The organism is Asticcacaulis excentricus CB 48, from assembly GCF_000175215.2.
Classification (GTDB): Bacteria; Pseudomonadota; Alphaproteobacteria; order Caulobacterales; family Caulobacteraceae; genus Asticcacaulis; species Asticcacaulis excentricus.
This window is the reverse complement of record NC_014816.1, coordinates 1,009,572-1,031,799: the sequence shown is the minus strand read 5'-3', so window position 1 is coordinate 1,031,799 and position 22,228 is coordinate 1,009,572. Positions and strand designations below refer to the sequence as shown.

At 59.2% G+C, this 22,228-nt stretch carries 24 protein-coding genes; 7 read left to right on the top strand and 17 right to left on the bottom strand.

Going from position 1 to position 22,228, the window contains the following annotated elements:
- Positions 1-7: 7 nt before the first annotated feature.
- Complete coding sequence (locus tag ASTEX_RS20815; protein WP_041658920.1) at positions 8-1,606, bottom strand: tetratricopeptide repeat protein; 1,599 nt, start codon at positions 1,604-1,606, stop codon at positions 8-10.
- A gap of 347 nt (positions 1,607-1,953) precedes the next feature.
- On the opposite strand from ASTEX_RS20815, the gene ASTEX_RS04870 reads away from it, so the two are divergent.
- Together ASTEX_RS04870 and ettA are read left to right on the top strand one after the other, a co-directional pair.
- Positions 1,954-2,442, top strand: coding sequence for a GAF domain-containing protein (locus ASTEX_RS04870; RefSeq protein WP_013478498.1), 489 nt, complete (start codon positions 1,954-1,956; stop codon positions 2,440-2,442).
- A 113-nt stretch (positions 2,443-2,555) separates the two neighbouring features.
- Entirely contained in the window at positions 2,556-4,223 is a 1,668-nt protein-coding gene (gene ettA / locus ASTEX_RS04865; RefSeq protein ID WP_013478497.1) for an energy-dependent translational throttle protein EttA, read from the top strand.
- A 99-nt stretch (positions 4,224-4,322) separates the two neighbouring features.
- Here ettA and ASTEX_RS20245 read toward each other — a convergent pair whose 3' ends face one another.
- From ASTEX_RS20245 to ASTEX_RS04845, 4 genes are all read right to left on the bottom strand, one after another.
- Positions 4,323-4,505 carry a hypothetical protein gene (locus ASTEX_RS20245; RefSeq protein ID WP_144004609.1) on the bottom strand — a complete coding sequence of 61 codons (183 nt, stop codon included), beginning with the start codon at positions 4,503-4,505 and terminating at the stop codon, positions 4,323-4,325.
- 475 nt (positions 4,506-4,980) lie between these two features.
- Positions 4,981-5,787, bottom strand: a complete 807-nt coding sequence (locus tag ASTEX_RS04855; RefSeq protein ID WP_013478496.1) for a hypothetical protein — start codon at positions 5,785-5,787, stop codon at positions 4,981-4,983.
- Positions 5,784-6,554: a hypothetical protein gene (locus ASTEX_RS04850; RefSeq protein ID WP_013478495.1), complete on the bottom strand. Its 771-nt coding sequence runs from the start codon at positions 6,552-6,554 to the stop codon at positions 5,784-5,786. Before ASTEX_RS04850 ends, ASTEX_RS04855 begins: the two co-directional genes overlap by 4 nt.
- A gap of 152 nt (positions 6,555-6,706) precedes the next feature.
- Entirely contained in the window at positions 6,707-7,168 is a 462-nt protein-coding gene (locus ASTEX_RS04845; RefSeq protein ID WP_013478494.1) for a MarR family winged helix-turn-helix transcriptional regulator, read from the bottom strand.
- A gap of 235 nt (positions 7,169-7,403) precedes the next feature.
- Here ASTEX_RS04845 and ASTEX_RS04840 point away from each other — a divergent pair, with 235 nt between their 5' ends.
- The 4 genes from ASTEX_RS04840 (at position 7,404) to ASTEX_RS04825 (ending at position 9,658) form a co-directional block, all read left to right on the top strand.
- Positions 7,404-7,982 carry a YqaA family protein gene (locus tag ASTEX_RS04840; protein ID WP_013478493.1) on the top strand — a complete coding sequence of 193 codons (579 nt, stop codon included), beginning with the start codon at positions 7,404-7,406 and terminating at the stop codon, positions 7,980-7,982.
- A gap of 106 nt (positions 7,983-8,088) precedes the next feature.
- Positions 8,089-8,631 carry a disulfide bond formation protein B gene (locus ASTEX_RS04835; protein WP_013478492.1) on the top strand — a complete coding sequence of 181 codons (543 nt, stop codon included), beginning with the start codon at positions 8,089-8,091 and terminating at the stop codon, positions 8,629-8,631.
- A gap of 11 nt (positions 8,632-8,642) precedes the next feature.
- Positions 8,643-9,212 carry a demethoxyubiquinone hydroxylase family protein gene (locus ASTEX_RS04830; RefSeq protein ID WP_013478491.1) on the top strand — a complete coding sequence of 190 codons (570 nt, stop codon included), beginning with the start codon at positions 8,643-8,645 and terminating at the stop codon, positions 9,210-9,212.
- Positions 9,209-9,658: a DUF1003 domain-containing protein gene (locus ASTEX_RS04825; protein WP_013478490.1), complete on the top strand. Its 450-nt coding sequence runs from the start codon at positions 9,209-9,211 to the stop codon at positions 9,656-9,658. Before ASTEX_RS04830 ends, ASTEX_RS04825 begins: the two co-directional genes overlap by 4 nt.
- A gap of 34 nt (positions 9,659-9,692) precedes the next feature.
- On the opposite strand, the gene ASTEX_RS04820 is transcribed toward ASTEX_RS04825, so the two are convergent.
- Complete coding sequence (locus ASTEX_RS04820; protein ID WP_013478489.1) at positions 9,693-11,108, bottom strand: Do family serine endopeptidase; 1,416 nt, start codon at positions 11,106-11,108, stop codon at positions 9,693-9,695.
- Positions 11,109-11,182: 74 nt separating this feature from the next.
- On the opposite strand from ASTEX_RS04820, the gene ASTEX_RS04815 reads away from it, so the two are divergent.
- Positions 11,183-12,082 carry a hypothetical protein gene (locus ASTEX_RS04815; RefSeq protein WP_144004608.1) on the top strand — a complete coding sequence of 300 codons (900 nt, stop codon included), beginning with the start codon at positions 11,183-11,185 and terminating at the stop codon, positions 12,080-12,082.
- Positions 12,083-12,313: 231 nt separating this feature from the next.
- On the opposite strand, the gene ASTEX_RS04810 is transcribed toward ASTEX_RS04815, so the two are convergent.
- From ASTEX_RS04810 to rplO, 11 genes are all read right to left on the bottom strand, one after another.
- Entirely contained in the window at positions 12,314-13,588 is a 1,275-nt protein-coding gene (locus ASTEX_RS04810; RefSeq protein ID WP_013478487.1) for a TCR/Tet family MFS transporter, read from the bottom strand.
- A gap of 10 nt (positions 13,589-13,598) precedes the next feature.
- On the bottom strand, positions 13,599-14,858 hold the full coding sequence (locus tag ASTEX_RS04805; protein WP_013478486.1) for a TCR/Tet family MFS transporter: 1,260 nt from the start codon (positions 14,856-14,858) through the stop codon (positions 13,599-13,601).
- Between the two features lie 157 nt (positions 14,859-15,015).
- Positions 15,016-16,215 carry an alkaline phosphatase family protein gene (locus ASTEX_RS04800; RefSeq protein WP_245532528.1) on the bottom strand — a complete coding sequence of 400 codons (1,200 nt, stop codon included), beginning with the start codon at positions 16,213-16,215 and terminating at the stop codon, positions 15,016-15,018.
- A gap of 163 nt (positions 16,216-16,378) precedes the next feature.
- Complete coding sequence (locus ASTEX_RS20470) at positions 16,379-16,531, bottom strand: hypothetical protein (RefSeq protein WP_013478484.1); 153 nt, start codon at positions 16,529-16,531, stop codon at positions 16,379-16,381.
- Positions 16,532-16,747: 216 nt separating this feature from the next.
- On the bottom strand, positions 16,748-17,167 hold the full coding sequence (gene rplQ, locus ASTEX_RS04790) for a 50S ribosomal protein L17 (protein WP_013478483.1): 420 nt from the start codon (positions 17,165-17,167) through the stop codon (positions 16,748-16,750).
- A gap of 258 nt (positions 17,168-17,425) precedes the next feature.
- Positions 17,426-18,442: a DNA-directed RNA polymerase subunit alpha gene (locus ASTEX_RS04785; protein ID WP_013478482.1), complete on the bottom strand. Its 1,017-nt coding sequence runs from the start codon at positions 18,440-18,442 to the stop codon at positions 17,426-17,428.
- A 72-nt stretch (positions 18,443-18,514) separates the two neighbouring features.
- Positions 18,515-18,904, bottom strand: coding sequence for a 30S ribosomal protein S11 (gene rpsK, locus ASTEX_RS04780; protein ID WP_013478481.1), 390 nt, complete (start codon positions 18,902-18,904; stop codon positions 18,515-18,517).
- Positions 18,905-18,918: 14 nt separating this feature from the next.
- Entirely contained in the window at positions 18,919-19,287 is a 369-nt protein-coding gene (gene rpsM, locus ASTEX_RS04775; RefSeq protein WP_013478480.1) for a 30S ribosomal protein S13, read from the bottom strand.
- A gap of 349 nt (positions 19,288-19,636) precedes the next feature.
- Entirely contained in the window at positions 19,637-20,209 is a 573-nt protein-coding gene (locus ASTEX_RS04770; protein ID WP_013478479.1) for an adenylate kinase, read from the bottom strand.
- The gene (secY, locus tag ASTEX_RS04765; protein ID WP_013478478.1) at positions 20,206-21,558 is read right to left on the bottom strand and encodes a preprotein translocase subunit SecY; all 1,353 of its coding nucleotides are present in this window, start codon (positions 21,556-21,558) and stop codon (positions 20,206-20,208) included. Before secY ends, ASTEX_RS04770 begins: the two co-directional genes overlap by 4 nt.
- Positions 21,559-21,732: 174 nt before the next feature.
- Positions 21,733-22,212, bottom strand: coding sequence for a 50S ribosomal protein L15 (gene rplO, locus ASTEX_RS04760; RefSeq protein ID WP_013478477.1), 480 nt, complete (start codon positions 22,210-22,212; stop codon positions 21,733-21,735).
- Positions 22,213-22,228: the final 16 nt, after the last annotated feature.

Genomic DNA, 22,228 nt, shown 5'->3' with positions numbered 1-22,228 from the left:
ATTTCCCTCACCGCCCCGGATTGGTCGAAATCTGGTTGAGCACGGCCTGCAGACGCGAAGCCGACGGACGGAACCCGGCCAGCGCCGAGTCTAGACGCAACACAACGGCCTGCGCCTTATCCTGATCGGCGACGCCGCTCAGTCCCAGGGCAAAATAGGTGGACATGGCAAAGCGCGCTTCTGCTGAACCCTGCTTTTCAGCCTGTTGATACCAGTAGTAGGCTCGGGCATAGTCGGTAGGCACGCCCACCCCTTCGGAATACATAACAGCTAACACCAGCTGTGCCTGCGACGAACCATTGGTCGCAGCCAGCTGCACGGCGCGCACCTTGTCCAGATTGGTCATGCGCGATCCGTCCGGGCGGCCAAGTATGGCACGAAGGGCCGACAAGGTCTGTGGCGGCACACGACCCGCCGAATAGACGGCCTCGGTCGGGGCCGAACCGCCCGACGTCTGGGCGATGTCGGCATCGTTGGGCCCGACGGGGTAGCGTTCTTGCCCAGGATTGCCGTCACTGTCCAGCCCGCCGCTGACGCGGTGAACCGGCGCCGATCCCTGCGCCAAATCCAGATAGACCAGCGCACGCCACACGTGGATAAAGGGCAGCTCATCCATACGAGACAGCGCGTATTCGTAGGCATCGGTGCGCGGGCGGCTCTCGTCCGAATGCGGCACACCACCGGCGGGCGCGTCTGGCGGATAGAATTCAAACGGCGATACCCAGCGTTTGGCCTTTGCCTCGACAAAGGCCCCATAACGGCTGCGTTCGGGAGCGGACTTTTCAAAGTCCTTCAGCATCACATAGGCCCCGACATCACCCGTTTCCGCCGCTTTGTAATTATAAAGATAGGCATCGACATCATTGCGAGGGAACAGGCTGATGACGTTGGGGCGGCCGTCCACGGGGTTGCGCATCATGGCGCGCACGGCTTCGCGGTTATCAACGGGTTCACCCATCGGGCCGTACTGATCGTCATAAAGGCGGCCGAGCGTGCGGAAGCCGTCGGCCCCCAGCTGCGCCTGAATATAAATGACGCGGTCACGCACCTTATCGCGCTCGGAATTGTCCATGCGCGCCAGAAGGGTCTCCAGCTTGCGGTAGGCGACGGAGCGTTCCACCGCGCGGCACTTGTCAAAGCGCGAGGCCATCTGACCGTTTTTGAGCGTCCGGTTAATCGGCGCGAAGCCTTCGGGATTGGTCAGTGCCATGACCAGCCACACCGACGCCTCGGTCGGGTCTTCAAGGTTCTTGTCCGTGGCGCGTTCCGCCATATAGCGACTGGACAGTTCAAGCTGCGAGAAAAAGTCGTTGGCAAAGGCGTGCTTGCGGAAATAGCGAACTGCCCGCTCCTGCTCATTGAAGCCGGCCCCGCTATTATCGGCCATAGGCGGACGTGGACAACCGCTGACACCGCGCGGGCCGTCGCCGCCACCGCCCAGCCAGTCTACCGATACATCGCAGGCGGTCAAAGGCAAGCTGAGCGCCGCCGTCAGCATAACCGCCGCCGCGGCGCGGAACGGCACGCGGCTCATCAGCTTCCGGCCGGTACGACGGGCGGTCTTATCACCGGCGCCGTTGCACCTCATGTCTTCGCTAATTGACATCACGCATCGCCCCGACATGAATGCCGGCAAAATTATGGTTAACAAATCTTGTGTTAGGGATCGTGCGACCTGTCAAGCGCCCCCATCCAGTCCATTTGCGATACCGGCAAAGCGTTGCCGGATTGTCGCGGACTCTGACGAAAACTCAGATGGAAAAACCCAGCCCCTGAGCGGTACGTCAACCCCCGTATAACGCCATCATGATAGCGTTAATTTACGCGCCTTGGCCAGAGAAAAGTGTTAAGAGCCGCCCATTCCGAGACACTTTTCCCTGCCTCGGAGACAAATTCACATCCGCCCCTTATGATTTCGCCCAAAAGGCGAAATTCACCCCGCACAGGCCCGCCATGATTACCGCGTCGCAGAAACAAGAAATCTATCAGTCGCTTAAAAAAGAGATTCTGTCGGTGCTCGATTCTGAGCCCAATCAGGTGGCGCGCATGGCGACCGTGGCCTGCCTTGGCGCTCAGGCCTTTGAGACCTGGTTCTGGACCGGCTTCTATGTCGTTGATGAAACCAAAAAGGCGCAAGGCATAGATGAGCTGGTGGTCGGCCCCTATCAGGGCACGCTCGGCTGTCTGCGCATTGATTTCAGTCGCGGCGTGTGTGGCGCGGCGGCGCGCGAACGGACCACGCAGGTCGTTGCGGACGTGCACGCCTTTCCAGGGCACATTGCCTGTGACTCCCGCTCCAACTCCGAGATCGTCGTGCCGGTGTTCGACGCCACCGGCGAGCTGATCGCGGTGTTCGACGTGGATTCGGAAAGCTACGGCGCGTTTGACGACACCGACCGCGTGGCGCTTGAAGACCTGCTGCAGGCAGTATTTGGGGTTTAATCCTAAACCCACACCTGCGGCCCTGAACCCTATTTTCAGGTTGTGATTTTGCCCCCCCTCGGCTAAACCCGCCGCACCATTCCACACATGTGAAACAAAGGGTGCCTCCTCGCATGGCGCAACAATATATTTTCCAGATGCAGGGCCTGACCAAGCATTATCCCGGCGGTAAGAAGGTCTTTGAGAACATCTGGCTCAGCTTCTACTCGGACGCCAAGATCGGCGTCGTCGGGGTCAACGGTTCGGGTAAGTCCACCCTGCTGAAAATCATGGCCGGCATCGACAAGGAATTTTCGGGTGAAGCGCGCGCCGCCGAAGGCACGAAGATGGGCTATCTAGAGCAGGAGCCCAAGCTGGACGACACCAAGACGGTCTGGGAAAACGTCATCGACTGGTGCGAAGAAAAGAAGATCGTCGACCGTTTCAACGAAGTCGCTGCATTGATGGGTGAGGAATATAGCGACGAACTGATGGAGGAGATGAACGCCCTCCAGGAAAAGATCGACGCCGGGGACCTGTGGGACATAGACAGCCGCATCGAAATGGCCATGGACGCTCTGCGCTGCCCGCCAAACGATTCCGGCGTGACCAAACTGTCGGGTGGTGAGAAGCGTCGCGTAGCGCTGGCCCGCCTGCTGCTCTCGAAGCCCGACATGCTGCTGCTTGACGAACCGACCAACCACCTCGATGCGGAATCGGTCGCCTGGCTTCAGCACCACCTCGAAAACTTCCCCGGCTGCGTCATCCTCGTCACCCACGACCGTTACTTCCTCGATCAGGTGACCAAGTGGACGCTGGAACTCGACCGCGGCAAGGGCGTGCCCTATGAAGGCAACTACTCCGGCTGGCTGGAGCAGAAGCAAAAGCGCGTCGTCCAGGAGCAGTCCGAATCCGAAGCCCGTCAGCGCGCGCTTACCCGCGAATTGGACTGGGTGCGTTCCGGCGCCAAGGCCCGTCAGGCGAAGTCGAAGGCCCGTCTCGCCGCCTATGAGCGTATGGTCGAGGAACAGGAGCATTCGACCAAGGCCCAGACCTACGCCACGATCCAGATCCCGCCCGGCCCGCGCCTCGGTAACGTGGTCATCGAGGTCAATGGCCTCGAAAAGGAATTTGGCGACAAGGTGCTGTTCAAAGACCTGAGCTTCAAACTGCCGCCCAACGGCATTGTCGGCGTCATCGGCCCGAACGGTGCCGGTAAATCGACCCTGTTCAAGCTGATCACCGGTCAGGAAAAGCCCGACGCCGGCACGATCAAGCTGGGTGAAACCGTTAAGCTCGCCTATGTCGATCAGTCGCGCGACGACCTCAACCCCGATCACAATGTCTGGCAGGCCATTTCCGGCGGCACAGACGTGATGATCGTCGGCAAGCGCGAAATCAATTCCCGCGCCTATGTCGGCGGCTTCAACTTCAAGGGCGGCGATCAGCAAAAGAAGGTCGGCTTGCTGTCCGGCGGTGAGCGCAACCGCGTCCACCTCGCCAAGACGCTGGCGTCCGGCGGTAACGTCATCCTGCTCGATGAACCGACCAACGACCTCGATATCGAAACGCTTCAGGCCCTCGAGGAGGCACTGGAAGATTTCGCGGGCTGCGCCGTGGTCATCAGCCACGACCGCTGGTTCCTCGACCGTCTGGCCACCCACATCCTTGCCTTCGAAGGCGACAGCCACGTGGAGTGGTTCGAAGGCAACTTCGAAATGTACGAAGAGGACAAGAAGCGCCGCCTGGGCACCGACAGCCTGATCCCCAAGCGCATCAAGTTCCAGAAGTTCGCCCGGTAGGGCCGCAATGAATGCAGGGGCCGCGCTCAAGCGGCGAAACGGTAGCGCACAAAAAAGCCCCTGCATCCGATTGTTGGAGCAGAACAAACCGCCGGAGTGTCAAACTCCGGCGGTTTTGTTTTTTTGATTTGGAACCAGCGTACTCAATATAAGAGCAAGAGCTGCAATCGGTGCGGCGGCCATCAGGTCGGCGGGATCATGTTCAATCGCAAAGCGGAACTGGTCGAAGCCATAAATCACATAAGCCGCAACAAGAAGACGCCCGGCGATAGCTAACCGCAAAATTCCTTTGGTGCGGCTGGGCAGCGTGGGCGTCTGAAACAGCTAATAGACTTTATCGATGGCTAGCAGGCCAAATCTGATAAAAAGCCATAGAGACGACTTAGCGAGACCGGGAAATACCGTCGCCAAGAAGCCGCCAGCGATGATCCGTCCTTTAAAAGCCAGTCTGTAGAGGCCGCAGCCTTCCGCCCGTTCGTCGCAATCTCCCCAATCCGTTACGCGTCCGAGCTTATGAGATAAAGGCGTACGAGAAACGGGCGTCTTATCAGTCGGCTAGACTTTAGCCCGTCGATGCCTCAACCATGGATGCCACTCAGCAGAGCCAGCGCGCCTATGATAAATATAGGATAACCGCTCAGAAGATAAGGGGGCGCAGTCCGGTTACGATAACCCTGAACATTCAGCAAGTATAACTACCGAGACCGCTGCAACGACGAAAACTCAACCTTTCAAGACGGTTTCTACCATGCTGCCCCTAAGCCAGCATGTTGCGCTTGTGTTTGGCCAGCTTGCCCTTGGTGGGCCGCGGCGCGGGCGGCGGCAGATCATCCGGACCGAGCGGCATCGTCTCCGTAACGGTGACCACGACCGGATCATTCAGCTCGCGCGTTTTCGCCTTTTTCTTTTCCGGTCTGGGCGTCCTCGGCGCCGGCGCACCACCCCACGGATGGCGCGGATCGATCAGGCCACGGCTATGGAAGAAGGCCGAGGTCACGCTATTGCGCCCCAACTCTGCCTGCGCCCCTTCTAGCAGGTTTAGGATATGCGCCTCATCCTTCCACGCCTCATGAAAGTCCTGCAAGGCGCACCACACGGCCACACGGTGTTCATCTGTGGTCATATCGACTTTGACCTTGGCCGCCGCGTCTTTCTTCGGGTGTTCCGGATCGGGCTCCGGCTCGGACAGAGCTTTCTTGAGGTCGTCGAACGGCTTGCCCGTCTTGTCTTTCAGCGCCAGAAGCGTCCCCAGCTTCGCCTCGATCACCGCCGACAGTTCGCGCGCCCGCTCAAGCTGCAAGGCACCCGACGCGCTGACCGCCAGATGCAGGCTATAGCGCACACTGTCGTAGATCGCCCTGGCCGAGGCGCGATAACGCGCCTGTTGCCCGGCCTTGGATAACTGCCCCGACAACCACACGGTCAGGGCAAACAGCACCACACCAGCAATCAGAAAGCCCAGCAAAAGCATCAGCGTATGACCATCGAGCACGATGGTCGCCACCGCGCGCGGCCCCTCCCCGAAGGGATCGCCAAAATCTTCAGGCGCGTCCGAATATCTCATCTCTGCCACCTCGGTCGGGCCCCTTCGGCACCAGGCTCACCTGCTCCATAAAGGGTGCGCGGGTCGCGCCATTCCGCCGTCGTCAGTTGCCGGAACACCGCCGCATAGTGCTCACGCATCAGGCCGAGGTCTCGCCACGGCGCCGCCAGTTTTTGCAGGGCCAGCCACACCTTTGTAGTGGTATCAAAGCCCGGCTTGGCGGTCTTTTTCTCTTCGGCCTTGGTCGGGCCCACGCCCTCACCGCCGACCGCAGCCACCGCGCCCGGTGTCGCCCCAGCCTCAGCCGCACCCGGCTGACCATTATTGACAGCGATATTGATGACCGTGCCACCGGACATGCCGCTGAAGCCGCCCTTGGCCGCCTCCGGTTTCTTGTCCGGCTCGACTTCTTTCACAGCGCTGTTAGCCTTGTTCAGCGCCGCATGGTGCTTGCCGATCAGGTTCATCAACTCAGCCGTACTGCCGAAAATTTCTTGATTGGCGTCGAGAGCGGCGTGAGATTTGTCGCGCACATCGGCCGCCGAACCGCGCACCGCGTCACCGATCACTGCCCCCAGCGCATCGACGTTGCGATTGAGCGCCTGCGGCAGCCCCGTCCGGCGGCGCGCCCCGACGATTAGGCCCGCAATGAGCATCAGCACGCAGAAGCCAATGCCAATCATCCACAACAATCCGCCGCTGTACCAAAGGCGCACCAGCGTTTCCCACAGGCTGGGGTCGTAAAAGCCGTCCGGCGGCGTGGCGTAGTCGTCCCCGGTATAGCGCATGACCCCTGAAAACCTCCCCCAAAGTGGTTAATGTGCCAAAGGGTTAACAGATTGCCACGTTTTGCACCAGCGGGGTAGATCGAATTCACGATGTCGCTGCAAAAAGGGCTCACCCTTACAGATGAGCCCCTGATTCCACTCAAAACTGGCGGTTAGCGTGCGCTGCGGCCCTGAGACTTCGTGGCCGCGTCTTCGATGCGGCGCAGCAGGTCCTTCATCAGCTCAATCTCTTCGACACTGAGATTGGCGAGCACTTCCTTTTCAAACTCCACCGCCGACGGCGCGACATCATTGAACAGACGCTGACCTTCCGGCGTCAGGATGAGGTGGTGCGAACGGCCATCATGTTCATGCGGGGCACGGGTGATCAGGCGGCGCTTGGCCAGGGCCTGAGCGGCGCGCGAAATGGTCACCTTGTCCATACCAGTGCGCTTGACAAGCGCCTGCTGCGTCGAGGGACCGTCTTCGTTCAGTACCCAGATCAACCGCCATTCGGGAATCTTCAGGCCATAGAGGCTGTCATAAGCCGTGGATATGAGCCCCGATACCGCGTTGGAGGCCACAGACAGGCGATAAGGCAGGTAATTGTCGAGCGACAGCTTGCTATAGGGCATCGGACATCCTCTCAAAAGGTAACCCTGCTATTGCCGTTTTAATATCATAAATACAAATGAGATTTTTTTAATTCGTCATAAACCCGGACTAATGCGCGACCGCCTTGTTTTCGACACGGTAGCGGCGCAGTGAGCACGCTCTTTATTTATTTCGCGTCGCAACAGGGTGTGAGGCGACAAGCCACTTGCAAGCTGTTATGCCGGCTGAACTATCTTCTAAATACGGATTTCTCACTTGCTTCGCCCACTTTACGACTGGACCCTGAAACAGGCGGCCCGTCCCAATGCTGAAAAAGTTCTGGCCGCGATCTCGTTTGCGGAAAGCTCTTTCTTCCCCATTCCGCCCGATGTGATGCTGGCCCCAATGGCGCTGGCCAAGCCAGAAAAAGCCTATCGTCTGGCGTTTATCTGTACAATGGCGTCAGTTCTGGGCGGATTGTTCGGCTATGCCATCGGCTATTATCTGGCCGACATAGGTCTCAAAATCCTCGGGTTGTTCGGATATTCGGGCAATCTCGACAGCTTCCATACCATTATTCAGGAATGGGGGGCCTGGGCGATCCTGATCAAGGGCCTGACACCTATTCCGTTCAAGCTGGTGACCATTGCGTCAGGCATGGGTCAGCTCAATCTGGCAATTTTCTTCATCTGCTGCGTGATCACCCGCGGAGCGCGCTTTTTCCTTACCGCCTTCCTGCTCAAACGTTTTGGTCCGCAGGCGCGCGAACTGATCGAAAAGCGCATCAATCTTGTGGCGATCGCCGGCGTGGCGGTGATTGTACTCGGGATCGTCGCCGTCAAATTCATGCACTGAAGCGCTTTCCGAAAAGTGCGAAGAACCGGCCACCGAAGCGATTGCCCCGGTCGTGCGAAGCATTTAAGGTGCGATAGCTTTGCGTAACTAGAGGTGACCGATTGTGATGAAAGCTGTGCTGTTTTTTAGCCGCTGGTGGTCGGTCATCGCCCTGATCAGCGCCCTGTGTCTGCTGGGCGCTGCGCACGCCTTTCAGACCTTTGGCAATCTCAATCCCTGCCATCTTTGCCTAAAGCAGCGCGACATCTACTGGATTGCCGTTGGCGTGTCGCTGGCGGCCACGGTCTGGGCGGTGTTTACGGGAGCCAAGGGCCCGCCGCGCGTCTTTTCCTTTGTGTTGTTCGCCATCTTCGCCACGGGCTGCGCCATCGCCATCTTCCACATGGGCGGCGAAGAAAAGTGGTGGGCGCTACCGGCAACCTGCACCGGCGTGTCGGACGAGGTGTCGATTGATTCCATCGCCGCCATACTGTCCGGCGGCAAGTTCAAGGCCCCGCAGTGCGACATCGTGGCGTGGCGCTTTCTGGGCTTAAGTATGGCAGGGTGGAACGCTATCATTTCCGGCGTGCTGGCGATCCTTAGCTTGATTGCGTCCCTGCGCCTTAAACTCTATTACCGCCTGTCCCAGCGGCAGGCGAGTGAAGCCTGAGAGGCCCGAACATGACCGAAGCCGCGCTCCGCCACACCCCTCCCAAGCCCGGCGCCGGCGAGCGCCAGCGCCGCCTGCACGAGATTTTGCGTGTCGATCACGCCGGCGAGTTGGCGGCCGTGCATATCTATCGCGCGCAGGCCGCGGTGTTCGCCGCCACGCCGCACGCGGCACTCAGCGACGATCTGAAACGCATGGAGGGCGAGGAGCAGGTGCACCTCGACCGCTTTGAAACCCTGATGCGCGGTCATCAGGTGCGCCCGACCGTGATGACGCCGGTGTGGCGCGTGGCGGCGCTGGGGCTGGGGGCCGCGACAGCGCTTTTAGGTGAAAAGGCCGCTCACGCCTGTACCGAAGCCGTCGAAAGCGTCATCTCCGAACACTATAATGGCCAGATCGCGGAAACTCAGGAGCGCGATCCCGAACTGGCAGCCGAACTGACGCAATTCCGCGATGATGAGTTGCGCCACCACGACCATGCTATCGAAGAAGGGGCACATGAAGCGCCCCTCTATCCCTTGCTGTCGGCGGTAATCAAGGGCGGCTGCAAGCTGGCCATCCGGATCAGCGAAAAGATATGAGTCCCGTCCCGCTGCCGCCACACCGCGCCGAAGACCTGCGCAATCTGGGGGCCAGGGCAGCCGACGGCATCGCCGCAATTGTCGGATCGTGGCGCTTTATCATCATTCAGTCAGTACTGCTGTTCGGCTGGATCGCAGTCAACAGTATGGCGTGGATCCGTGGTTGGGACCCGTATCCGTTTATCCTGCTCAATCTGGTTCTGTCGTTTCAGGCGGCCTTCACCGCGCCCATCATCATGATGTCGCAAAACCGCCAGGCCGAGGTGGACCGTCAGAAGGCTGACGCCGACTACCACGTCAATATCAAGGCCGAAGAAGACATCTGCGGTCTGCATGAAAAGATGGACCTTTTGCGCGAACAGGACGTGGCGCGGCTGATCGGGCTGGTCGAAGCCTTGATCGAGGACAACCGCGACCTCAGGGCCGAACTGGCGAAACGGGACTGATCGCCGCCCTCGCTAGCGCAAGGGAGGCGGCTCATCAAAACTGCGCCGTGATGTTCTGGCCGCCGCGGCTGATGGTGATAGTGAAGCGGCGCCCCGCTTTCATCACCGACTCCAGTTGCGCCGTCGAGGTGATGGCCTGTCCATTGACATCCTTAACGATATCGCCCGGACGGAAGCCCGCTGCCGCAGCATACGAACGCCCGGACAAAGCATAGATCATCACGCCCTTTGAGGCCGCAAACGGATCAAGCCCAATCTCATCGGCCACAGCCGGCGACAGATTGACGACGGTCGCTCCATTCAGGGGGAAGTTGCCGCTGAGGGCGCGCTGATCCTTGGGTGCGCCGCTGGGCGGGGTGACGCGGGCCGTCAGGCTCAGTTCCTTGCCCGCGCGTAACACCTTCAGCGCCGCCGTGTCATTGGGATTGAGCAGGCCGACGCGATAGTTGAGCGCCTTGGGGTCATTGACCGCCTCGCCATTGATGCCGAGGATGACGTCGCCGGTCTTCAGGCCCGCCTTGTCCGCCGGTCCGCCGGGATAGACGTCGGAAACGAGTATACCATCCGGGCGCGACAAGCCCAAAGAGCGGGCGATTTCGGTGGTCATGCCGTCGCCCTTGGCCCCTAGCCATGGCCGCACCAGCGTAGACTTGCCACCAAGCGCCGTATCGACCGCCCGTCGCACCATCGCCGCCGGAATGGCGAAACCGACGCCCGCTGACGAGCCGGAGCGCGACAGGATGAAGGAATTAATACCGATCAGGCGGCCATCCATATCGACCAGCGCGCCGCCGGAATTACCGGGGTTGATGGCGGCGTCAGTCTGGATAAAGGCCCCTTCGCCCTGCCCCACATCGGTGCGGTCGAGCGCCGAGATAATGCCATTGGTGACCGTCTGCCCCACGCCGAACGGGTTGCCGATGGCCAGCACGAGATCGCCGACCTCAAGGTCATGGCCTTCCTGAAGGCTGATGGTCGGGAACTTCTGCCCTGTGGTGTCAAGTTTCAGGATGGCCAGATCGCTGCGCTCATCGGCCAGCAGAACCTTTGCCGGGAATTCGCGACGGTCATTGAGCACGACCATGAATTCCTGACCGCCCTGCACCACGTGGTTGTTGGTCACCACAATGCCGTCGGCGCGGACGATAACGCCTGAACCCAGAGACTGCTCGACACGGGCCTGCGGCACGCCGCCGCCGAACAACTGCCAGAAGGGATCTACCTGCTGACGCGTCACGCGCCGCGCATAGACATTGACCACGGCGGGAGCCGTCTGCTTGACCACGGGCGAGAAGGACGACTTCATGGCACCGGCATCGCCGGGCACCTTACGCGTGGCGGGGGCCGGGGCCTGATTGAAGCCCTGATAATCCTGCGACTTGCCCTCCCCCGGTGAACAGGCGGCCAGAACGGCACAAACGGAAACCAGCAGGGCGGATTTCAGGGTCATGGTGATCTCTTTGGCTCTTATCGTCATGGGGACTAATGTAAAAACCAAAATGGCGACTTCAAGGCCGACTCGAGGTGGACAAGATGCATGCAACAAACGGAGTAAGCTGGGCGCAAAGTGGCCAATGGCAAACACTCAAAGCCGCTTTACACGAATCGACGCCCCAGGGAGCGTACGAATGGCTCGAAATGATAGGCGCAGGGTGCCCGCTCACACTGTCTTTCGACGGATGTGTAGAGAGCGCCGACGATGTTCTGGGACTGACGATTGCAGGCGCCTTACTGCGAAGCGTAGGACACAGGTATCGTGGATCAAGGTCGGCGGATGAAACGTCTGAGACCCAATTCGAGCGATACTATTCATATCTGGTGCAAGCCAAAAATGCGCTTGAACAGGCCCTGAACCTCGATCGTCACAATGGGCTTGCTGCCGCTGTCTATATGCTGATCAGCACAGACCCGGTCGAAGATGGCCAAAAAGAGATCGCTGAAGCCCGGCTTCTTGACGCACGGAACGTACCGCTTGCCGGTTATATGAATCTTCTGAAAGCCAATCTGGAAAAATGGGGCGGATCACATGAAGACATGTTTCGGATAGCGCGTTCACGCCTCGGAAAAGACCAGCCCTTACAAAACGCATTAATTGCTTATGCACACGTTGAGCGTGAACTTTTCTACAGCATGTTTGATGAGTCGCCCGAAGCCGCTCAGTTGGCTAAGCAGTATTACCAAGGGGCTGTCCTCGATGAACTTAGAACCGCGTCCCAGATCATACTTAACGCCCATGACGTTGATCCCGCTGAACAGAAACTGGCTGATAGCTGGATGATCATCGCCTTAACTTATGCTGGCGAAACCAAACTGGCCCTACGACATTTGCGTCGTCAAAAAGGTTATAAAGGCGGTGCGTGGTTACAGATAGGCAACGCCACACTGTTTAAATTCATCCTGAGGCTACAAGGCATATTTGTCTGACACCAAGGGTGATTGAAAAAGATTCTTGGTATGCCTTTCGCGGATGTCTGCTGTCGTTAACACCTATGAGACATTCGCGAGTCCTCTTCAATCGGGTGCCGTCAGCCTGCTCATTGGTATCAGTAGAGCCCTATGTCATGCAGAAGGGGAAAAATATGGGTCATTATGTTTCCATCGTAAAACATGGTGACCAAGAGCCATATGATTTCGAGTTAAAAGCAAAATATCGCTTCAAAACAGAGGCTCGTGGTCGTGGTGTACCGGCTTGGGCACCTTCGGCACCGGTGCGTCCTTTGAGCGATCACGCACGCCCAACGCCATCAGAAAAGCCACAAGAAGCACCGCCGCCGCCGAGAAGAAGGCCGCGCCCGACCACACCTTATCCACGCCGGGTCGGGTCATTACCGACAGGATATAGCCAAAGACAAACGGCGCAATGATCCCCGACAGGGACATCAGGCTATTGACCGCGCCTTGCAGCAGGCCCTGATCGCTCGTACCTACACGCGTGGTCATCAGCGATTGCAGGGCCGCATTGGTCATCCCCCAGCAGCTCATGATCGGAATGGTAATCAAAAAGACGCGCCAGTCGGTGTGGTAGCCATAGCTTATAAAGCCCACGACGCCGCACAAAAGACCAATGACCAGCGTCGCCTTTTCGCCAATGCGTTTGACGACCAAGCCGGTCAGCCCGCCCTGCACGATCACAGCCCAAACCGCGTAATAGGCCATGGCCAGCCCGACCTCGCGCCCGCTCCAGCCCAGTCGGTAGCTGGCGTACAGCACGAAGGTCGCCGGGATGACGTGGTGGGCAAAGTTCGACACCATGCTGATTAGGGCAAGGCGCATGACGCTTTTGGCCTGCCACAGGAAGAGGATCGAGCCAATCGGATTGGCGTCTCTCAGGCTGAACGGCTTGCGGTGGTCTTTATCCAGTGATTCCGGCAGGACAAGCGCGCCATATAGAGCATTAAGCAGGCTGAGGCCCCCCGCCACCCAGAAAGGCAGTCTCAAGTCGATATGGCCCAGCATACCGCCCAGCGCCGGCCCCATGACGAAACCGACGCCAAAGGCCGCGCCGATATAACCGTACATCTGTGCGCGTTCGTCCGGCTCGGAAATGTCGCTGATATAGGCATAGGCCGTGGTGATCGAGGACGAGGTGACGCCATTAAGAAGCCGCCCGATAAGTAGCCACATCAGATTGCCGCTCAGCGCCATTATTAGATAGTCTAGCGCCAGCCCCAGATTGGACATCAGGATGATGGGGCGGCGCCCAAAGCGGTCGGACAGCGACCCCAGAATGGGTGAGCAGATGAACTGCGTGAACCCCCACAACGAGTTAAACACGCCACTCCACCAGCTCGCGGCTGTCACCGAGCCGACAAAGGTTTCAATCAGGCGCGGCAGGACCGGAATGGCCAGCCCCAGCGCCATCATGTCGAGACAGACGGTGATAAAGATGAACATCACCCCCGGTTTGAGATGTGCTTTCACGCCCCCCATGTCGCCTCGGTCAGTGTGCGGGGCCAGACGGCGCCGCGCCGCTGCCACTGTGGCGGATGGCGGCCTTGACGCCGGCCGCGATCAGCAGGGCGATGCCCAGAATGGCGGCGGCCAGCACAAAGGGCGCACCGGCTGTCACCGGCCCGTGGGTTGAAGCCACGGCAAACACCGCGCCAAACGTCAGGGGGGCGAAGATGCCCGCCGCCGACATCAGGCTCATATTGGCCCCTTGCAAGGTCCCCTGCTCCTGCGGGGCGACTTTTGAGGTCATCAGGGCCTGTGCCGCCGGGCCCGTTAGGCCCCACAGGCTCATCAGGGGGATGAAAACTACATAGGCCTGCCAGGTGGGAGCGAGGCCGTAACCGAGAAAGCCGATGACACCGAAGCTCAGGCCCACCATCATGGCCTTCTTTTCGCCGATGGCCTTTACGACGCGCCCGGTCAGACCGGCCTGCACGATGGCGCTGCACACGCCTACCGCCGCCAGCGTCCAGCCCACCTCCTTGGGGCCCCAGCCGAAGCGCAGGGCGGCATAGAGGACGAAGGTTGTCGGCAGAACCTGATGCGCGAAATTGACCGTTAGATTGACCAAAGACAGGCGCAGCAGGTCGCCATTTCGGCTGAGGAAGGCCAGCGCTCCCAAGGGGTTGGCCGAACGGAAGGAAAAGCGCTTACGATTTTCCGGTGGCAGCGATTCGGGCAGGACAAACAGGCCATAGCAGAAATTCAGCAGGCTTAAGCCCGCCGCCACATAAAACGGCAGGCGCGGATCGACATCGCCCAGCACGCCGCCCAGCAGCGGCCCCAGAACGAAGCCAAGCCCAAAGGCTGCCCCCATCATGCCAAAATACTTGGCGCGGTTTTCCGGCTGGGTCACATCGGAAATATAGGCATACGCGGTAGAGATGCTGGCCGAGGTGATGCCGTTGATCAGACGCCCCAAAAGAAGCCAGCCCAGTCCGGGCGCCATAGCCATCAGTAGGTAGTCAAAGCCCAGACCGAAGTTCGACAAAAGCACAATGGGCCGACGCCCGAACCGGTCGGACAGCGCGCCCACGATCGGAGAGGAGATGAACTGCATCACGCCCCACAGCGAGCCGAACAGCCCCACCCAGTAACCGGCGGCCGAGACATCACCGACAAAATCCGCGATCAGGGCGGGTGTCACGGGAATAATCAGCCCCAGCGCCACAATATCGAGGCAGATGGTGACAAAGATAAACGGGACCGCCGCCTTATGAGGGCGCGACAGCTCGGGGATTCCGCTCACGTTCCAGCCTTGCAGACGAATTAAACAGCGGACCTACATAGGTCAATTCGGAACGCTTGGCTAGTACAGCCTGCGATTTGAATGCGTCAATTCACTTGGCCAACAAGCTGTTTTTTTTACGTTTATTCTGTGAAATCCATTGCGCGCCCACTGTATCCTATCTGAGGGCGGGGGCTAAATCGCGCAAATGCCCGTCCGATGGCTGTGGCTTCAGTTGCATCAGGCGCATGATCAGCGGATAGACATCGACATTGTCAAAGGTCTTCAACGTGACACCCGGCCGGATATCCGGCCCGAAGACGATCAGGCGCGTAAACATCTCCGGACTATAGGGATCATAGCCGTGGCTGCCACCTTGGGGCTTTGGCATCCAGCCATCGCGCGAGGGGGCAACGATGTAGCTACCCGGATTGGCGAGGCAGACGATGGGCGGCACGCGACGATGCATGCCGTAGTGGAAGCGCGCGGGAATGTCCCGCTTGCGCCAGCATTGCATATGGTCGTGCGGTTTCAAAAGCGCAGCTTGGACCATGGATTCCTTGCCTGGATTAGGGATAAAGCCCGCAGCCTGACCGCCATAGACCGTCGCGCTGTTGGGCGGCAGAAGCTCAGCCACCTTGATGAAGGTGTCGGGCCTGTGCTTGGTCATACCATGGTCGCCGACAATGACGATATTGACCTTGCCCCACAGGCCGCGCGCCTTGAGACCGGCCATCAGGTGGCCAATCCCCTCGTCCACGGCTTTCAGCGAAACGCCCACCTCCGAGCTGTCGGGGCCAAAGTCGTGACCGGCATGATCAACGTCGCTGAAATAAAGGGTCAGAGCCTGCGGACGCTCGGCCTCAGGCGCATCGAACCAGGCCAAACCGCGATCCACCACCGTGGTGGGCGGTAGATGGTCCTCGAAAGTTGCGAATTTGTAAGGCCGCGCGCCGTGGATTTCGGCCTCTGAACCAGGCCAGAACATGGTCGCCACCTTCACGCCCTGACGGTTCGCGGTCACCCAGAAGGGCTCGGCATCCTTCCACCAAAAGCCATCGGTCACCTGCTCGCGGTCCGATAACTTGAAGGTCACCCCGGGCCGCTGCGGATCGCGCATGGTGTTACCGACAATTCCATGGTGATCCGGACGTTTGCCGGTAACCAGCGTATAATGATTGGGGAAGGTCAGGGACGGAAAGCTGGGGCGCATCTGGCCAGTGGCCCCGTTGTCGGCTAGGTAGCTCAGATTGGGTGTCAGGCCGCGCGTGTGATAGTCGGCGCGCCAGCCATCAATCGAAATCAGGATCAGGGTATTACGCGGGGCCGATGTCTCCGGTGACAGGCTGGCGCAGGCCGATAGGATAAACGCGGTCAAACCGCAAAACCAAAATCGCCACAGAGTTCGCATCGTCAACGCCTTTCACACATCCGCTTTCATAGGTAACTAACGGGCATGACGGGTCGATGACAAGAGACATATGGGCACCAAAAAAGGCCCCCGGCAAAACCGGAGGCCTGTGTTCAGAAAGGCGGAGGCGTTAATCGCAGGCGCGCCGGGCATCCAGCACAGGCTGATCGAAGACTTCCGGCGCATGGGACGGTTCGGTCTGATCGGGGTAAGCATATTCCGTCATCGCTTCGGACAGGGCGAGCACGCCGCTGACATCAGTAGTCCGGGTATCACTCAGCACGTAAACCTCCTGTTGGGCTATGGGAAAAACTGCCAATTCCGTTTCCGAGCCAGGCTCAGACGAAATCCGCACCTGAACGATAGGGAATGAAGCCCCGCTAAGACAGTCACAGTTACGCCCCGATCGTTCACAGGCGCGTTAACAGAGGTTTATAAAGCACAAAAAAGGCCTCCGGATCACTCCGGAGGCCTCTTCTCAAAGGGCTGTACCCTTGATTTATTCTTCGCCAGCGTCGTCGGCGGTGAAGACCGGGCCCGAATCCTGCCCCTTGGCCGACTCGTCACGATCCACAAATTCGATGACAGCCATCGCAGCGTTATCGCCGTGACGGAAACCGGCCTTCATGATGCGGATATAGCCGCCGTTACGGTCGGCATAGCGCTTAGCAAGCACGTCGAACAGCTTGCCGACCTGGGTCACATCACGGACGCGCGAGATGGCGATACGACGGTCGTGCAAGGTGCCCGACTTGGCCAGCGTAACCAGCTTTTCGACGAACGGACGCAGTTCCTTCGCCTTCGGCAGGGTGGTGACGATCTGCTCGTGCTTGATCAGCGAGGCCGACATGTTGGCAAACATGGCGATGCGGTGCGAGGTGGTACGACCGAGTTTACGGTAACCGGAGCCGTGACGCATGATAATTCTCCATAAGACCACGCCGCACTCTGGCTGCGCGTGACCCCAAAAACAGGCCCGAAGCTCAAGGCCAGAGGGTCTGCATGACCCCTGCCCGCTCCGAACGTCCGCCGGACGACATGTCCTTTGGAAATTACCGGGACAAGGTTTTGGTCTTTCCCGATAAGTGATCCGGCAATTCACAGAATTGCCCTCTCATAAAAAGGCAAGAGGCCCGACCCTTGCGGATCGGACCTCCCACTTACGATCTCAGAAGTCTTAGATCTGGTCTTCGAACTTCTTGGCGAGGTCCTCGACATTCTCAGGCGGCCAGTTCGGCACATCCATGCCGAGCGACAGCCCCATCGATTGCAGGACTTCCTTGATTTCGTTTAGTGACTTGCGGCCGAAGTTGGGAGTACGGAGCATTTCCGATTCCGTCTTCTGGATCAGGTCGCCGATATAGACAATGTTGTCGTTCTTCAGGCAGTTCGCCGAACGGACGCTGAGCTCCAGTTCATCGACTTTCTTGAGGAGGGCCGGGTTGAACGGTAGCTCAGGCTTGCCTTCTTCGACGATGGCCGGCTTCGGCTCTTCAAAAGTGATGAAGATCTGAAGTTGATCCTGAAGGATGCGCGCGGCATAAGCCACCGCGTCCACCGGCGTCACCGCCGCATTGGTTTCAACGTCGAGAACCAGCTTGTCGTAATCGAGCGACTGACCCTGACGGGTCGGCTCGACCCGATAAGCCACCTTCTTGACCGGCGAGTAGAGAGCGTCAACGGCAATCAGGCCGATCGGCGCATCTTCCGGGCGCAGACGGTCGGCGGGGACATAGCCCTTACCGGTCTGAACCGTGAACTCCATACGCACCGAAGCACCTTCGTCCAGCGTACAAATGACGTGGTCGGGGTTCAGCACTTCGATGTCCGACGGGACGTCGATCATGCCAGCGGTCACCGGGCCAGCCGACGACGCACGCAGAACCATGCGCTTGGGGCCTTCGGCGTGCATACGCAGCGCCAGTTGTTTGATATTGAGGATGATATCGACCACGTCCTCACGAACACCCTCAATTGAGGAAAATTCGTGAACAACGCCGTCGATTTGTACCGCTGTCACCGCCGCCCCTTGCAGGGAGGACAGGAGCACGCGGCGCAGAGCATTACCGAGCGTCACGCCAAAGCCGCGTTCCAGGGGTTCCGCAACAAGACGCATCTTGCGCTGGGAATCCTGACCGGACTCGATTTGGGGCTTCTCGGGACGAATAAGCTGCTGCCAGTTTCTTTCGATCATTGCGTCCCTCAGACGAGAAAGGTTGCCCTCAGCTTCAGGCCGAGGGCAACGGAAAAGGGGTAGAAATCGGTATTAAACGCGACGACGCTTCGGCGGACGGCAGCCGTTGTGCGGGATCGGGGTCACGTCACGGATGGTCGTGATCGTGAAGCCGACGGCTTGCAGCGCGCGCAGAGCCGATTCACGGCCCGAACCCGGACCGGCGACGCTGACTTCAAGCGTCTTCACACCATGCTCGATCGCCTTCTTGCCGGCGTCTTCAGCGGCTACCTGAGCAGCGTAAGGGGTCGATTTACGCGAACCCTTGAAGCCCATGTGACCAGCCGAAGACCACGAAATCGCATTACCTTGCGCGTCCGTGATGGTGATCATGGTGTTGTTGAACGAGGCATTGACGTGCGCCACGCCCGAAGTGATGTTTTTACGCTCGCGCTTTTTAACGCGTGAAGGTTCTTTGGCCATAAATCAGATCCCGATTACTTCTTCTTGCCGGCGATGGGCTTCGCCGGACCCTTGCGGGTGCGGGCGTTGGTGTGGGTGCGCTGACCGCGGACCGGCAGGCCCTTACGGTGACGCAGGCCACGGTAGCAGGCCAGGTCCATCAAGCGCTTGATGTTCATGGACGTTTCGCGACGCAGATCGCCTTCAACCAGATAGTCACGGTCGATGGTTTCGCGGATCTGCAACACTTCGGCATCCGAGAGCGAGTTTACACGGCGGGCGTCTTCGATGCCCACCTTTTCCACGATTTCCTTGGCCTTTTGTTGACCAATGCCGTGGATATACTGGAGCGCGATCACAACGCGCTTATTGGTCGGTATATTGACGCCTGCGATACGGGCCACGTCTGAATCTCCTGAACGTGCGTTGACACGTTAAAAGGCGAAAGGGACGCGCCTGCTACCCCATCCCTCAGGGATGGCGGGTGAGCGGGCACAAGCGCCTTTCGCGGAAGCTGCCCCTTATACAGAGGGTTTGGCTCCCGTCAATGGGTAGGATTGAGATATTGTCAAGATTCAAACTGAATCTGACAATGTCCCGGTGAGTTCCGTTGTCCGAAGCCGTTAACGGGAGGTGAAAGCCGTTGCAAGCCCCAAAAAGACGGTAGGGTTGGGTTCCAGCCGAAGCTGGAGGGGTGCCCCCGCCCCTGTCTTGGGGTGAAGGCATTGGAAACCGAAATTTCCGAATCTGTGATTAGCTGACGTGCTCGGACAGCGCGGCTTCGATACGGGCCGAAACCTCTTCGACCGAACCCATGCCATCGACCTCGACCAACTTGCCCTGTGTCGCATAGTAGGGCAACAGGGGCGCCGTCTGCGCGTTATAGGCTGCCAGACGCACCTTGTAGCTTTCAGGATTGTCGTCCGAACGCCCCTGTTCGGCAAAGCGCTTTTCGATACGTTCGACCAGCGCATTGTCATCGACCTTGAGACGGACGACGATGTCGATGGTGGAATCGCGTTCGGCCAACATGGCGTCCAGCGCTTCGGCCTGAGCCACGGTGCGCGGGAAGCCATCGAAAATGGCTCCGCCTGCCGCTTCGGCCGCTGGTAGATTGGTCTTGATCAGGTCGATCACGATGTCGTCCGACACCAGCCCGCCCGTGTCGATGATCGACTTGACCTTCTGGCCCAGCTCGGAACCCGACGCGATGGCGGCACGCAGCATATCACCGGTCGAAAGCTGCACCATATTGTGCGCCACGACCAGACGCTTGGCCTGCGTGCCCTTGCCTGCTGCCGGAGGTCCGAAAAGAATCAGGTTCATCTGCCGCGCGCTCCCCGCATTTTTGATTTCTTGATCAGGCCATCATACTGGTGTGCCAGCAGATGCGATTGAATCTGAGCCACCGTGTCCATGGTCACGGTCACGACGATCAGGATCGACGTGCCTCCGAAATAGAAGCTGTTGCCCAGGTTTGAGATCAGGAATTCTGGCAGCAGACAGACGATGGTGATATAGGCCGCGCCGATGACCGTAATGCGGGTCAGCACGAAGTCGAGATATTCGGCCGTGCGCTTGCCCGGACGGATGCCCGGCAAGAAGCCGCCATACTTTCGCAGGTTTTCCGCCGTTTCGTCCGGATTGAAGACCAGCGAGGTGTAAAGGAAGCAGAAGAAAATAATCATGGCGGCATAGAGCGCCATAAACACCGGCTGACCATGCGTCAGTTGCGCTGTTACGCCCGGAAGCCACGACAGCCATTCCGGCACCTTGGAAGGGTCACGGGCGAGGAACGCGGCGGCCGTAGTCGGCATCAATAGCAGCGACGAGGCAAAGATCGGCGGAATAACGCCCGCGGTGTTGACCTTCAGCGGCATGAAGGACGATTCGCCGCCCATTACGCGGTTGCCAACCTGACGCTTCGGATACTGAACCAGAAGACGACGCTGCGATCGCTCCATGAAGACGATAAAGACGATAGCGGCAATCAGAACCAGCACGATAAGCAGCAGGACGCCGGCATTGATCTGGCCTTCCTTGGCCAGCGCCAGCAGGTTACCGATGGTGCGCGGCAGGACCGCAACGATACCGGCAAAGATGATCAGCGAGGTACCGTTACCAACGCCGCGCGCCGTGATCTGCTCACCTAGCCACATCAGGAAAAGAGTACCGCCCGTCAGGGTGACGACCGACGAGATAATGAACATCGGGCCCGGGTCCAGCGCCAGACCAGACGCTTGCATCCCGGCAGAGATGGAGAAGGACTGAACCAGCGCCAGGATGAGGGTCAGATAGCGAGTATACTGATTGAGCTGCTTGCGGCCGGCTTCGCCGCCTTCCTTGCGCAACTTTTCCCACGGTGCATAGACCGAACCCATCAGCTGAACAATGATCGACGCCGAAATATACGGCATGATGTTCAGGGCGAAAATCGCCATGCGCTCAACGGCACCGCCGGAGAACATGTTGAACATGCCTAGAATGCCCTGGGACTGGCCCGAAAAGGCCCGCTCAAACGCCGCAAGATCGATACCTGGAATGGGGATATAGGTCCCCAGACGATAGACGATCAGCGCGCCCAGAGTGAAAAGAAGACGCTTATGAAGCTCAGTCGCCTTGGCAAAGGCGCTGAAGTTCAGATTGGCCGCTAATTGTTCAGCCGCAGATGCCATGAAAACCTCAAGTCACGGACGAAATGCATGATTCCGTCCTGTCTGTACCACCCTTACGGGCCCCGCAAGCCGTTGTCAAAGCGAGTGACCTCCGGCTTTGGTCGCATATGGGGAAGCGAAACCGAAAATGCCGCACCCTGATCCCGAAAGATCAGGGTGCGTGACATTTTTGACTTAGGCTTCGGTCTTGGCCGGACGCGCCTGAGCGACTGATCCGCCCGCGGCTTCGACCGCCTTGACCGCCGAAGCGGTGGCCGAAAAGACCGACAGGCTCAGCTTCGCCGTCAGTTCGCCCTCGCCCAGCAGGCGCACGCCGTCGAGTTCACGACGGATGACACCGGCGGCCTTCAGGGCGGCGGCGTCGATGGTCGCGGAAGCGTCGAGCTTGCCCGCGTCAACGGCCTGTTGCAGACGCCACAGGTTGACTTCGGCGTATTCGGCACGGTTGCGCTTATTGAAGCCACGCTTCGGCATACGCATGTAAAGCGGCATCTGACCGCCTTCGAAGCCTAGCAGCGACACGCCGGTACGCGACTTCTGACCCTTTACACCGCGGCCGGACGTCTTGCCCTTGCCCGAACCGGGGCCACGGCCAACGCGCATACGCCCCTTGGTGGCGCCTTCATTGTCACGGATTTCATTCAGCTTGGTCATCTGGGATGCCTTTCTT

What these genes read in the sequence shown, in the direction of transcription:
- ASTEX_RS04820 (WP_013478489.1), bottom strand. Translation starts at nt 11,108, where the DNA reads ATGACCCTGAAATCCGCCCTGCTGGTTTCCGTTTGTGCCGTTCTGGCC.
- ASTEX_RS04870 (WP_013478498.1), top strand. Translation starts at nt 1,954, where the DNA reads ATGATTACCGCGTCGCAGAAACAAGAAATCTATCAGTCGCTTAAAAAA.
- ASTEX_RS20815 (WP_041658920.1), bottom strand. Translation starts at nt 1,606, where the DNA reads ATGTCAATTAGCGAAGACATGAGGTGCAACGGCGCCGGTGATAAGACC.
- ASTEX_RS04825 (WP_013478490.1), top strand. Translation starts at nt 9,209, where the DNA reads ATGAGTCCCGTCCCGCTGCCGCCACACCGCGCCGAAGACCTGCGCAAT.
- ASTEX_RS04830 (WP_013478491.1), top strand. Translation starts at nt 8,643, where the DNA reads ATGACCGAAGCCGCGCTCCGCCACACCCCTCCCAAGCCCGGCGCCGGC.
- ASTEX_RS04845 (WP_013478494.1), bottom strand. Translation starts at nt 7,168, where the DNA reads ATGCCCTATAGCAAGCTGTCGCTCGACAATTACCTGCCTTATCGCCTG.
- rpsK (WP_013478481.1), bottom strand. Translation starts at nt 18,904, where the DNA reads ATGGCCAAAGAACCTTCACGCGTTAAAAAGCGCGAGCGTAAAAACATC.
- ASTEX_RS04810 (WP_013478487.1), bottom strand. Translation starts at nt 13,588, where the DNA reads ATGGGGGGCGTGAAAGCACATCTCAAACCGGGGGTGATGTTCATCTTT.
- ASTEX_RS04835 (WP_013478492.1), top strand. Translation starts at nt 8,089, where the DNA reads ATGAAAGCTGTGCTGTTTTTTAGCCGCTGGTGGTCGGTCATCGCCCTG.
- ettA (WP_013478497.1), top strand. Translation starts at nt 2,556, where the DNA reads ATGGCGCAACAATATATTTTCCAGATGCAGGGCCTGACCAAGCATTAT.
- ASTEX_RS04785 (WP_013478482.1), bottom strand. Translation starts at nt 18,442, where the DNA reads ATGATCGAAAGAAACTGGCAGCAGCTTATTCGTCCCGAGAAGCCCCAA.
- rplO (WP_013478477.1), bottom strand. Translation starts at nt 22,212, where the DNA reads ATGACCAAGCTGAATGAAATCCGTGACAATGAAGGCGCCACCAAGGGG.
- ASTEX_RS04850 (WP_013478495.1), bottom strand. Translation starts at nt 6,554, where the DNA reads ATGCGCTATACCGGGGACGACTACGCCACGCCGCCGGACGGCTTTTAC.
- ASTEX_RS04770 (WP_013478479.1), bottom strand. Translation starts at nt 20,209, where the DNA reads ATGAACCTGATTCTTTTCGGACCTCCGGCAGCAGGCAAGGGCACGCAG.
- ASTEX_RS04855 (WP_013478496.1), bottom strand. Translation starts at nt 5,787, where the DNA reads ATGAGATATTCGGACGCGCCTGAAGATTTTGGCGATCCCTTCGGGGAG.
- secY (WP_013478478.1), bottom strand. Translation starts at nt 21,558, where the DNA reads ATGGCATCTGCGGCTGAACAATTAGCGGCCAATCTGAACTTCAGCGCC.
- rplQ (WP_013478483.1), bottom strand. Translation starts at nt 17,167, where the DNA reads ATGCGTCACGGCTCCGGTTACCGTAAACTCGGTCGTACCACCTCGCAC.